The 12,264-nt window shown below is 44.6% G+C and carries 13 protein-coding genes and 1 tRNA gene; 2 read left to right on the top strand and 12 right to left on the bottom strand.

All coding sequences use genetic code 11. The annotated features are described in order from the left end of the window. Positions 1-51 precede the first annotated feature (51 nt). Positions 52-639 carry a hypothetical protein gene (locus ACLHG7_RS01485; RefSeq protein ID WP_410209307.1) on the top strand — a complete coding sequence of 196 codons (588 nt, stop codon included), beginning with the start codon at positions 52-54 and terminating at the stop codon, positions 637-639. A 77-nt stretch (positions 640-716) separates the two neighbouring features. Here the strand turns inward: ACLHG7_RS01485 and ACLHG7_RS01480 are convergent, their stop codons facing one another. The 8 genes from ACLHG7_RS01480 to ACLHG7_RS01445 all read right to left on the bottom strand — a co-directional run bounded on the left by ACLHG7_RS01480 (position 717) and on the right by ACLHG7_RS01445 (position 7,832). Next, positions 717-1,163, bottom strand: a complete 447-nt coding sequence (locus ACLHG7_RS01480) for a DUF962 domain-containing protein (protein WP_410209306.1) — start codon at positions 1,161-1,163, stop codon at positions 717-719. Between the two features lie 102 nt (positions 1,164-1,265). Beyond that, the gene (locus tag ACLHG7_RS01475; RefSeq protein ID WP_410209305.1) at positions 1,266-1,925 is read right to left on the bottom strand and encodes a septal ring lytic transglycosylase RlpA family protein; all 660 of its coding nucleotides are present in this window, start codon (positions 1,923-1,925) and stop codon (positions 1,266-1,268) included. A gap of 248 nt (positions 1,926-2,173) precedes the next feature. Next, the gene (gene mltB / locus ACLHG7_RS01470) at positions 2,174-3,196 is read right to left on the bottom strand and encodes a lytic murein transglycosylase B (RefSeq protein ID WP_410209304.1); all 1,023 of its coding nucleotides are present in this window, start codon (positions 3,194-3,196) and stop codon (positions 2,174-2,176) included. A 93-nt stretch (positions 3,197-3,289) separates the two neighbouring features. Next, positions 3,290-4,432: a rod shape-determining protein RodA gene (rodA, locus tag ACLHG7_RS01465; RefSeq protein ID WP_410209303.1), complete on the bottom strand. Its 1,143-nt coding sequence runs from the start codon at positions 4,430-4,432 to the stop codon at positions 3,290-3,292. A gap of 37 nt (positions 4,433-4,469) precedes the next feature. Beyond that, entirely contained in the window at positions 4,470-5,132 is a 663-nt protein-coding gene (locus ACLHG7_RS01460) for a hypothetical protein (protein WP_410209302.1), read from the bottom strand. A gap of 169 nt (positions 5,133-5,301) precedes the next feature. Continuing rightward, the gene (gene queF / locus ACLHG7_RS01455) at positions 5,302-6,129 is read right to left on the bottom strand and encodes an NADPH-dependent 7-cyano-7-deazaguanine reductase QueF (protein ID WP_410209301.1); all 828 of its coding nucleotides are present in this window, start codon (positions 6,127-6,129) and stop codon (positions 5,302-5,304) included. Next, positions 6,126-6,899: an ABC transporter permease gene (locus tag ACLHG7_RS01450; RefSeq protein WP_410209300.1), complete on the bottom strand. Its 774-nt coding sequence runs from the start codon at positions 6,897-6,899 to the stop codon at positions 6,126-6,128. Before ACLHG7_RS01450 ends, queF begins: the two co-directional genes overlap by 4 nt. Before the next feature lie 3 nt (positions 6,900-6,902). After that, positions 6,903-7,832 (bottom strand): ABC transporter ATP-binding protein, encoded by a 930-nt coding sequence (locus ACLHG7_RS01445; RefSeq protein ID WP_410209299.1) that lies wholly within the window; start codon positions 7,830-7,832, stop codon positions 6,903-6,905. Positions 7,833-8,111: 279 nt separating this feature from the next. Here ACLHG7_RS01445 and ACLHG7_RS01440 point away from each other — a divergent pair. Continuing rightward, positions 8,112-8,188 (top strand) — tRNA-Arg (locus tag ACLHG7_RS01440). Between the two features lie 48 nt (positions 8,189-8,236). Here ACLHG7_RS01440 and ACLHG7_RS01435 read toward each other — a convergent pair. The 4 genes from ACLHG7_RS01435 to pssA form a co-directional block, all read right to left on the bottom strand. Then, positions 8,237-8,659, bottom strand: a complete 423-nt coding sequence (locus ACLHG7_RS01435) for a surface-adhesin E family protein (RefSeq protein ID WP_410209298.1) — start codon at positions 8,657-8,659, stop codon at positions 8,237-8,239. 710 nt (positions 8,660-9,369) lie between these two features. Then, a complete protein-coding gene (locus ACLHG7_RS01430; protein ID WP_410209297.1) occupies positions 9,370-10,011 on the bottom strand; it encodes a sulfite oxidase heme-binding subunit YedZ in 642 nt (213 codons plus the stop codon). A gap of 58 nt (positions 10,012-10,069) precedes the next feature. Beyond that, positions 10,070-11,098: a protein-methionine-sulfoxide reductase catalytic subunit MsrP gene (gene msrP / locus ACLHG7_RS01425; RefSeq protein ID WP_410209296.1), complete on the bottom strand. Its 1,029-nt coding sequence runs from the start codon at positions 11,096-11,098 to the stop codon at positions 10,070-10,072. A 275-nt stretch (positions 11,099-11,373) separates the two neighbouring features. After that, entirely contained in the window at positions 11,374-12,261 is an 888-nt protein-coding gene (gene pssA, locus ACLHG7_RS01420; protein WP_410209353.1) for a CDP-diacylglycerol--serine O-phosphatidyltransferase, read from the bottom strand. Positions 12,262-12,264: the final 3 nt, after the last annotated feature.

Raw genomic sequence — 12,264 nt, 5'->3', positions numbered from 1 at the left:
ACAATATAATAATTCCTCAGTGTTGTTATGCTTGGACAGGAGTCTAGCAAAATGGAAGTGTCCCCTCGAATGAAGGACGCGGAGAGTGATTTTCTTAAATCTAAAAACTACTCCGCATTCGTGAAAAAGTTATCTCTCGTCGCCATGATTGCTTCTGCAAGCACGCTCGCACCTGTTCATGCCGCGTCACAACTGACCGATGCAGAATTAGATACCAAATTTCTGGATGTGCCGATCAAGTCTCCCTATCTCACCAAGAAAGAAGCTGACCGCCAGTCTGCAGCAACTGCCAATTCAGACACTACGTCTGCGACGGCTTTTGAAAATGCGCAATCAGTGTTGGTTGAGTCCCCAGATGGTTTAAATAACCCACTTTTATCTGGTGTGGAGCAGAGAATTCGTTCATTAGGTGTTTCTGACGTCGCGGGTGTGCCTAATGGGGTTGCTAACTCAGGAATTGAGATTCCATTTGGCGCCGAAAACTACAGTTTTAAATGGGCGGGTAATGTCGATCAGGTTTATGTCGCTCCGCCAACGAATATTGACTATCTACAGAGTGTATATGGGGCGGATGCAGAGTTTTATCTCACCAAACCACAAGTGGTTCGTATTGAAGCAACATCACATCGTACGAATTAAATATAGGTTAGGCTGGCTATAAAAAAAGACATCTATTGATGTCTTTTTTTTATAGCCTCATGTGTTGTTTTTAGGGGTTAGGGCGCGAGTTTAATTTTCTTCATGAGATAGCTTGCGCACCAAGCCGGTCCAATCAGCAAGAATTGTAGATCTTTAAAGAAGGAGGGTTTTTTACCTTCAACTTTATGACCGTAGAACTGTCCAATCCAGCCGATGACAAATAGACCGATATAAAACCAAATCGGTGTTGAGAGGGCTGTTGTCAGCGGTCCAGAGAGTATGACAACGAATACCACAACGATTGCCGAAAACAACGCCATAACGAAGAATAAAGGGATAGAGAGGCGAACATAGAATACCAGCATCAAAACGAGGATGAGGAGTGCTACAACGGGGCTTATGCTCCAGATGATCCCAATTAAGCTTGCTGTGATGAGCGGCACGCAGATCCAGTGGATTTTTTTATTGAGAGGATTTTGGTGACTGATACTGTACTCATCAAGCCAGTTTTGTAAGGTCCGCATATGATTCTCCCTGTCCCTATATTCTTTAGTCCTCTATCATAGCGCATATACAAAAAAACCGCCTCTAAAGGCGGTTTTCGTGATGATCGTTTATCAGATAGATTATTGGTTAGGGCCGCTTACACGTTCAATCGTAACGTTACCCATACCTTTATTCACGATGCCGAGTTTTTCAGCCGCACCATAGGAAAGGTCAAGGATCCGATTACCTGAATAAGGTCCGCGGTCGTTGACTTTTACAATGACGCTTTTGCCATTATCTTTGTTGGTGACACGGATAAAACAGGCCAGAGGCAGCGAACGATGCGCAGCGGTCATCGCATTCATATCAAAACGTTCGCCAGTAGCGGTTTTACGACCGTTAAACTGATGACCGTACCATGAAGCAATACCGGTTTGTTTAAACTTACGAACAGTATCGTTAGCCACAGAACTCAAGCGATCTAAAACGCTGATATTATCACTACGTTGATCATTGTCATCGGATGATGAATCAATGTTGGTGACTTTAACGACAGTATTTGCATTTGCGGCAACTGCGACGTTGTCTGAGCTCGTTGTATCGCGTGTGGTGGCAAGCGTAGGTGTAGTTGCGAGTGCGAGAGTAGTTGCATTCACGGTTTTGCTATCACGTGAAAGTGCATTGGACGCAAGGCTCGGTACATCGAATGGCGTTGTCAGCGATTGCGATTGTACTAATTCTGCGTGAGCAGAAGTAGTCAGTGTTACGAGTACAGCTAGCGTTGTCAGTGTTATTCGCATAAACATGCTCCTTTGGAAGGCGGTTGCTGGATGTTGCTATCAACCACCATCTTCAAGTTTGGCTTAATATAAAATGTAGCAATGAAGAGACATCCTACTGTCCAAATCCAAAATTGTCTAAAAAAATGCCCGAATATGGGAAGTTTTTACATAACGGCATCATTTATGCTGTTTTTTTGAACAAAATAGTAACAATATATTTCTAAAATCAAAATTTGTTGATTTTTTGGTCGACTGCGAGAAGATTTTTATGGCGTTTTCGCCGCATCTAGGTCAGGCATGGCCAGTTTAGCGCCTCTGGCGCGGATTGCTGCACCTAGCTGCCAAACCGCAGTTGCATATAAGCGACTGCGATTATATGTCGTAATGACTTGATAGTTTGGATAGGTGAACCAGTATAGCGGCCCTGTATCCCCCATTAAGCGCACACCACAAACAAGATCAGTCGGTGCCACCGGTGCGGTGATCGGCGTCAGTCCCAGTGCAAATAACTCACTTGCAGGGCGAGGCTGGGTCAGATCCTTGGTAATGATGAGATTATCATCAGTTCCTTGATACTGAGCACGATAACCGATAGGTTTTCCCTTTTGCCATCCATGAGAAGCTAAATAGTTGGCAATGGAGCCAATGGCATCGATGGGACTATTAACGAGGTCTATACGCCCGCTGCCGTCAAAATCAACGCCATATTGGCGAATATTGCTTGGCATAAATTGAGGATAGCCAATCGCGCCTGCATAGGAAGATTTGATAGTAGTCACATCAATTTTTTCATCGCGTGCAAAGACGAGGAGTTCGGCCAGTTCTTGCTTAAAGTAGTCGGGGCGACGTGTATCCTTAAATGCCAAGGTAGACAAGGCGTCTAAGGCTTGGAAAGAGCCTTTATGGCCGCCAAAGCCTGTTTCTACGCCTAATATCCCTAGAATGATCTCAGCAGGCACGCCATAAGTGCTTTCAGCACGATTTAAAGCTTCTATATATGTTGTCTGAAATGCCAGACCTTTATTAATAGTGGCTTCGGTAATAAATTGTGGTTGGTATTGATACCATTCTTTGCTTTCACCAGGTTTTGCCATCACCGCCAGAATATTGGGTTTCAGATGAGCATTGATCATGATGTTATCGACATCTTCTGGTGCAAACTGATATTGGCGGACCATTTGATCGCGAAAGGCAGGATAAGCGGGATCTGAATCAAAGTCTCCAGCATAAGCAATACTGCTCAGCGTGACGGATGCAACGATAGTTGTTATAAATTTAACGTGATTCAATTTGGAATCCCTCAAAGGCGGCGAACGCCGCTATCTGTATCTATTAATAAGCTGTAAATATCGTATGAAAATCTTAATTAGATTTCTTGATGTTTAGCGATGAGTTCGGATGGACATCAATAATCCAAACCCGCTCATCAATGTAATCAATGCCGTACCGCCGTAGCTAATAAAAGGCAGGGGCACACCTACGACAGGCAGAATACCACTCACCATACCGACATTCACAAAAACATAGACAAAAAACGACATAGCAATTGCACCACCCAGCAAACGGCCATAGGTGCTAGATGTTTCAAAAGCGATAAATAGCGCACGACCCACTAAAGCACTATATAGAAGAAGAAGGAGCGTGACGCCGACTAAGCCGAACTCTTCGGAAAAAGCAGCGATGATAAAGTCGGTATGCCCTTCAGGTAGGAATTGCAGGTGAGATTGGGTTCCTTGAAGGTAACCTTTACCCATTAAACCGCCAGAGCCAATCGCTGTTTTAGACTGAATAATATTCCAGCCCGTACCCAATGCATCCGCTTCAGGGTCGAATAAGGTTAAAACACGTTGTTTTTGATAATCATGGAGGAGGAACTCCCATGCGATGGGTAATGCTGCGCCTAAAGCGACAACACAGCCGCCAATCATCCACCATGGCAGTCCACCGAGGAATAGCACAAACAAGCCGCTGGCGCTCACGAGAATCGCCGTACCCAGGTCGGGTTGCTTGGCAATCAAGCCCGCAGGGATGGCTATGAGGAGTAAGCCAGTCAGTACAACCTTCCAGCTAGGGGGCAGAACTCGCCCAGATAAATACCATGCCATCATCATGGGCATTGCGAGTTTAAGAAACTCTGAGGGTTGGAAGCGAAATAATCCAGGAACACCCAGCCAGCGCCTTGCGCCTAAAGAGACTTGTCCAATCAATGCAACCATAATCAGTAGAATGAGCCCCATGGCGAAGAACCACGGGGAAAAAGCTTCATACATCTTGGGTGGCACTTGGGCCAGCGTGATCATGACTACAAACGCCATGCCAAAACTAATGGCTTGGCGTGTGACCATGTCTGCATCTTGTCCTGAGGCGCTATACAGGACAATCAAACCGAAAGCCGCTGCAATTAAGAGTAAACCCAATAACCATGGATCTAGATGCATCCGTGTCCATCGCCCAGGCTGCATTTGCATGGTTGTACCATCTCGCGGCGCGTAGCGCAAAAAGCGGTAGTGATGATAATCAGACATGTTTGAGCAACCTAAAGCGACTTCCGTGGGTGAGTTCTTACGCGGTGTAAATCAAAGCATCATAATGCGTAGTGAATGCCAGTAGTTCGTCTTGGCTTAAACTAGGAACGAGCTTGTCGATCGCAACGTGCAATGCCTTTGTGATACCGCTTTGTGCAAGGCTAGATGCTTTGCGTTTGAACATGCCCAGATCCAGCGTTTGGTTAAAATCAACCATGAAATGCTTGATCATGACATCAGAGAACAATTTGAATTGTTCAGCAAGTGCTGGACGTACCGCTTTGCCATTCCCGGCAAAAACTTCAGCAAAGGAAGCTTTCATCTGAGCAACCAGTGCATCAGGCAGTACGGTACCTACTTTAAGCTGCCCTTGATGGGTATTGCTGCTGAGTGCTAAGAATTCAGTTGATTTGAGCACTTGTTCATTCGGATCTTTATTTAAAAGTTGTTTCATGAGGACATGAACAGTGCTTTTAATAAAGTTAGCGAGTTTTTCCATAGTTTCTTTTTTGTCGCTAGGCGGGAGCATATGTACCAGCTGAACGAGAACGTTATCGATCAGTTCGTCAGTAATGCCGAGTGATACGAGGTCACGGATGACATATAACGGTTCAGTTGAAGGTGTTTTAGCCTGTACTAATGCTTTTTCGATATTGCTTTTTAGTGTCTCGGACGGTGTAAAACCAAAATAAGCTGTCATAAGTCTTTCCTCTTAAAGATGTCTTTATAAAAAATAGTGCTTGTTCTAAATATAGATACTTGATTTTAAATAAAAAGTATCAAATAAAATAGAGCCCCTCGCTATTGGTGACGGTAGCTTTTTAAGCGCACGCTATTCTGTTGTTTCAAGCTGGGCTTGTCGAGTCAAATTATTGCCGAGCCAGTCGAGTCACTTGCGGAAGCCAGTGCAAATCTGAGGTCCGGCAAGGATTAATATCGAGTCCGCCACGCCTTGTGTATTGGGCGTGCACTGCCAGTGCTTCGGGCTTTAGATGTTGCCAAATATCTGCAAAGATTTGCTCAACACATTGCTCGTGAAAACCGCTATGTTTACGGTACGAGATGATATAGGTCAATAAGCTACTTTGACAGAGCTTTGCTCCACGGTAACGTATAAAAACGGTGCCCCAATCGGGTTGCCCCGTGACAGGGCAGTTACTGCGCAATAGATTAGAGTAAAGCGTTTCTTCAACAATCTCGGATGCACGATCATCCAGTTTCAGTAAACTGGCATCGGGCTCAGTGGGAGCTGGCGATGGTGTGGTTGCTAACTCATCAAGATAAATACCCTGAGGTAAATGCGTGGCAAGTTCATCAACACCTAGAAGTTCTAGTTGTACTGGTGCATGCGCTGCCGCAGAGAGGTCTTTAATCACGACTGCGAGGAATGCATCAGGATCAGCAAAGGTCTCAAAATTTAAACTATTAAAATAGAGTTTCAGAGACTTCGATTCAATCAGATAGAGCGAGTTTGCGGGCAGAGCCATACGGCCAACCGCTACTATGGGTTTGCCAGATTGATCTAACCATGAAAGTTCAAAGATATGCCAAATATCCACACCCTGATTGACGGTCTCTGGATAAGTGGCCCCTAATAACGCGCGCCCTTCGGCACGCGCAATCGGGAAAAGTAAAGCGGGGTTATAGTGATCTGGATAGACTGTTTCTTCACCCAGCGCAGAATCATTAACACTCATGCGCGCATTCCTGTGCCGTTGTGTAATAAGCGATAAGCGAAGAAATACATCGCCACGCAAAAAATGCTAATGAATCCCAATGATGCCCAAACGCTTACATCACTGACGCCCAAGATGCCGTAACGGAAGGCATTGACCATATAAACGATGGGGTTGATCAGAGACAGCGTCTTCCAGAACGGAGATAACTGATCCATGGAGTAGAACACACCACCCAGATAGGTCAAAGGGGTGAGCACAAACGTTGGTACGATACTCACATCATCAAAAGTACGCGCATAAACGGCGTTAATAAAGCCACCGAGAGAGAACAATACGGCGGTCACAAAGGCAGTAAAGACAACGATGCCCACATGTTGAATACCCAGATGGGTGAAAAACAGAGACAAAATCGTCACAATGATGGCAACCAGAAGTCCACGAGCGACGCCACCCATGACAAAACCGAGCAAGACCACATGATGTGATACAGGGCTCACCAATAGTTCTTCAATTGATCGCTGAAATTTTACACCGAAGAAGCTGGAAACGACGTTGGAATAGCTATTGGTAATAATCGCCATCATCACTAGACCTGGAACGATGTACTGCATGTAAGAAACACCATGCGTAGAGCCGATTTGGCTACCGACCAAATTGCCAAAAATAACGAAATATAAGGTCATCGTGATCGCCGGAGGCAATAAGGTCTGCGACCAAATGCGCATAAAACGGCGAACTTCTTTAATCACGATCGTCGTAAAGGCAATCCAAAGTTGTGAACGGTTCATGACTTATCCTTTTAAATTCTTTTCGACGAGACCCACGAACAGTTCTTCGAGGCGATTGGATTTGTTGCGCATACTTGAAATCGTAATGCCTTGGGCGGTCAATACGTCAAAGATGTCATTGAGCGAGTGATTTTTTTCTAAGGAGAGCTCAAGCGTATTGGCATCGATTCGCTCAAGGGTGATCCCGGCCAGATTGATTTGTGGCAATGTTTCGAGCGGTGAGCGCAGATCCAATATAAAAGTCTCCACTGAAAGTGAAGCCAACAGGCTCTTCATATCGGTGTCTTTTTTAATCTCGCCTTTATCGATGATTGCAATGCGTTTACACAAGACTTCGGCTTCTTCAAGATAGTGTGTCGTCAGAATGATTGACGTACCCTGCTCATTTAAGGTGGTTAGAAAATCCCACATTGAGCGGCGCAGTTCGATATCAACACCCGCGGTGGGTTCGTCAAGGATCAGCATACGAGGCTCGTGCACCATTGCACGGGCAATCATCAGTCGACGCTTCATACCCCCTGACAAGAGGCGCGCTTGCACATTGCGTTTTTCCCAAAGCCCAAGTTGGGTCAGGTATTTTTCAGCGCGTTCCATGGCCAATGGACGAGGAATACCGTAATAGCCCGCTTGAGTGACCAGAATATCAAATACTTTTTCAAACATGCCGAAGTTGAATTCCTGCGGAACTACACCGATGCACTGTTTGGCTTTTGATGGCTCTTTATCCAGATCGTAGCCAAAGATTTCTACACTACCACTGGTTTTGAGTGTGAGTGAGCTGATGATACTAATCGTTGTCGATTTGCCGGCACCATTCGGGCCGAGCAGAGCATAGAAATCACCTTGAGCAACTGTGAGATCAATTCCTTTGAGGGCTTGCAATCCGCTTTTATAGGTTTTGGTGAGGTTACGAAGAACCAGTGCATCCGTCATTACGATCTCTCTTTAAATATGCATGCATGAGGGCAATACAGCAGCCAATCTGATTTACTAATGAATGATATAGAAATGGTATTTTAAACGAAGAATGCAAGGTGATGAGTAAATAAAATGTCTTAAATGGGAAACTTAGCGTTGCAAGCAACGATATGGCCATCACCACAATGTGAGCAGGTGAATATATAGTCATTTGTGGATAAACATTGACTCAAATAACAATCGTTGCTTTACCTTGCGCAGCTTTTTGCCTATTATGAGCGCCGCATCAAAAATGCGCCTGTAGCTCAGCTGGATAGAGTACTGCCCTCCGAAGGCAGGGGTCGTGGGTTCGAATCCCGCCAGGCGCACCAATTAAAAAACCACCTTAAAGGTGGTTTTATGCATTCTAAAAGAAATTCTTAGCTCGCCTTCCGTTGCCCCCAAAGATTACAAGCTACTTTATAAGCATCTTCATCATTGGAGTTGGGCGTAATGTTCTTCATTGGATCTTTGCTGTAATTACTATCTTGTATGGTGTCCGTTTCATCATAGGAAATCACCTGCACCATTCGGTACTGCGATTTCGTACAATCAAAAATTTCTTGAGCGACAATTTTATTCAGCTCATACGGTTGCCCATCAGGATTCTTTAATTTGTCATTATCCTCAAACATCGCCTTCACCCAGACTTGAATCAAGCCTGAGCTTCCCTTGACGGCTTTAATTGAATCCGCATCTAAGAAATAGTAGCCATCTTCATCGACCGAGACTTCCTGCCAATCAGCTCCTAGCACTGCACGTGTTGTGCAGATAGCCATCAGCAGCATCAATAAAGCGCGCATATGCAATATCACTATAAATAATCTCACGCAGTATATAACACGGCAGATATGAGTTGCCAACGCGCCACAAAATAGAAAATCATAGATGAATGATTTTTGAGGATGGCATTGTTCATTTTTTAACAAATCTGTAAACTAAAATCCTTGGAAGTGTGATTAAGTGTGCAATAGATTGTTTTATAATTTTTTGCCGAATAGGATTTTTGGCAAATGACTTCAATCAATATGAGGCTACAAAAATGGATTTTTGTTATAGCTGCGCATCGTTTAATGGCAAAAAAAATACGCTCAAAGGACTGTGCAAAGAAGGTGAGAAGAAACTCACGCTATGCGCTATTTGTGGGTTCTTGTGGGTCGATTTTGAGGGGAAACCCATCGATGAGCCCGATGATATCTTTGATCGAATGCAGCAAAACCACCGTAGAAGGCAGCAGCTCTAAAGTATTCGCTCAAGCTTAAAGTGCTTTTATATCACGAGATATATAGATCGATATCTCACGTAGATACTTGTCGTTTGATACGTAATAGCCACCTATTAAAACGCCCCGAGAGCGTGAGCTGTCAGGGCGGATGTGTAGCACCAACTCAAAGGATTACAAAGAGCTGAAACTGGAAGAAGATTATCATATTTGAACTTTAATGGAACCATTTGGTCAAATAAATCTTGTAAACCACGCAAAGCGAGTTGTCAGTTACCTAGAAACTATTAATCACAATGCATTGTTTATCTTGGAAACTTTTCGAGCGCGCCACTTTTTCTGTAGCCAATTGATGATACGAATGCCAAGTAAAATAACCAGTGCCAAGGCATAAGGCCATGTTGTAGTTAGTCCCAATTTTTTAAGCCATGTCATATGAATCACTGCAAGTATGCCGATGACATAGACCAGTTTATGCAGGCGCGCCCAATTTCGTTTGAGACGCACTTGCCACCCATGCGTCGAGGTGATGGCAAGCGGGATGTAAGAAAGCAGGGCGATGAAACCGACAATAATATAAGGACGTTTGGTCAACTCTGTCGTCAAGAGTGATAAATCTAATCCGAGCAGCAGTACGCTGTAAATGAGGAAATGGCAGGCTGCATAAAAGAATGCAAACAAACCAGTCATACGCCTAAAGATAATCCAGTATGTTTGATCAGTAATAATCCGCAGTGGGGTGATGGCTAATGCCAATAAAATACCTTTAATTGCCCATGAGCCACTTTGATCGACCAATTCTTTGGCAGGATCAGCGCCCAGTAACTGCTGTGCAAAAATTGCTTGATAAAGCATCCATAGGGCGGGGCAGAGTAGTAATACAAACACCGCCGGTTTGAGCTTACGGGCGATTTTTATGCTTCTTGCAGTCATTCTTCACTTCTTATCTTTAGTGTTTATTTGCGGTCATTAACTTTCTTCATAAAAACGTTTAATAAAAACGTTTTAAGTCTAAGCCTTTGTATAAACCCGCGACTTCTTTTTCGTAGCCGTTGAACATTAGGGTTTTGCGTCGATTTGGATTGAGCAGGGTGCTCGGTAGGCGTCTTTCAGTTGCTTGCGTCCAGCGTGGATGATCGACAGTGGGATTAACGTTGGCATAGAAGCCGTATTCTTGCGGTGCCCGGCCCAGCCATGTCGTAACAGGCGCACGATCCGAGAAGGTGATGCGTACGATCGATTTAATCGACTTGAAGCCATATTTCCAAGGCACGATGAGACGAAGGGGAGCTCCATCTTGATCGGGAAGGCTGCGACCATATAAGCCCATAGCCATGAGCGTTAAAGGATTCATGGCTTCATCCATGCGTAATCCTTCGACATAAGGCCACTCCAGTGCAGATCCACTTTCACCGGGCAACTGTTTAGGATCCATGAGGGTATGGAAGACTACAAATTTTGCTGATGTTTTAGGTGCAAATCGACGCAGTAAGTCTGCAAGAGGGAAGCCTAGCCAAGGCACCACCATTGACCATGCCTCAACACAGCGAAAACGATAGATTCGATCTTCAAGGGTATGCGGTGCTAGGATGTCTTCAAGGCTGTAGGTCCCCGGTTTGTCACATAGCCCATCGATTTTGACACTCCAAGGCGAGACTTTAATGGTGCCAGCATTTTGTGATGGGTCGGATTTATCCGTACCAAATTCATAGAAGTTATTATAGGTTGTCACTGATTCATAAGGAGTAAGCGTTTCGCCAGTTTGATTACTGGTCGCTACTTTACGCGTCGCGATTTTCTGCTTGATGTATGCTGGCGCATCTGGTCGTTCAGGGGCGACGGTATAAGGAAGTGCCAAAGCTTGTGCGGATGCAGGGAGGATTAAACTGCTCGCACCCGTTGCGATTCCGACTCCAGTCAAACTCGCAGTTTTTAAAAAAGCACGCCGATTTAAATAGTGAGATTCGGGTGTTATTTCGCTGGGACTAGGCGTGTTTTGGTTACGATTTTGGATAAGCATTTCGGTATTCCCCGACTCACATATTTAGCTATTGTATTTACGTTTATGGTGATAACGCGCTGAATATAATGTAGCGCTTTTTAAGACAAAGCTGCGGATTATTTAGCTGTGATTTTGAAGAGATTTACGGTGGATTCGTACATCGCTGTAACATTTCAAAAATGTTTGCGTCTATAAGAAATTTAGTCAAATAAAAGAAGAAAAACGGGTCCTGTGGTTTTGAATCATTCGAACTTCGCAAGGAGCGTGTTGCCTTGCGAAGTCGTATTGTTTTCTTATACAGCGTCGTTGACAGATTCTTTTTTGACAGCAGATTTCTTGGTGCGAGACATGATTAATGAAATAATTCCTGAGGATGAGTAGATCAAACCCACACAAAATAGACCGAGCGGAATATTGTACGCAATGCCAATCAACAGCAAAACAACAGGAAGCATGATCGCAAAAGGAACACGTTTGCGATCCATTTCTTTAAAGCTGAAATAACGCACATTACTGATCATTAGTAATCCCGCAAAAACGACTAATGCGGCGAACAGAATTTTCCAGCCAATAATACTGATATCAATCCATGCTGGATTATCGATGCCGACCCAAATGCCACTAGCAACAACGAGTGCAGCGAGGGGGCTTGCAAGTCCAATGAAATAACGCTTATCGACAACTGCAATCTGCACATTGAATCGTGCCAAGCGGAATGCCGCGCAAGCTGTATAAATGAAGGCACAGGCTAAGCCAACACGGCCTAAAGGTTGCAATGCCCAACTGTAGACCAGAATGGCAGGGGCGACGCCAAAAGACAGCATGTCTGAGAGGGAGTCATATTGCTCGCCAAATGCACTCTGTGCATTGACCCAACGTGCAACACGACCATCCAAACCATCAAATAATGCGGCTAAGAAAATGGCATAAATCGCTTTTTCAAACTGACCACTGGTACTGGCGATGACGGAGTAGAAACCGCAAAGCAGCGCAGCTGTTGTAATCAGATTTGGAAATAGGTAGATACCCTTACTGCGAACCTTGCTTCCTTCACGCGTACGTTCTTCTTCGATAATTTCAAAAGTCAGTCCATCATGAAGATCATCTTCATAGGCAAGATTGTCAACTGATAGTAAGTCGGGCTGCTCCGCTGTACGGCGTTCTGGTTGTTTTTCTGGTATAGC

The sequence above is a fragment of the Aquirhabdus sp. genome, assembly GCF_046462495.1.
Lineage (GTDB): Bacteria > Pseudomonadota > Gammaproteobacteria > Pseudomonadales > Moraxellaceae > Aquirhabdus.
Note: the sequence above shows the minus strand (reverse complement) of the source record. Positions and strands in the feature narration are given on the sequence as shown.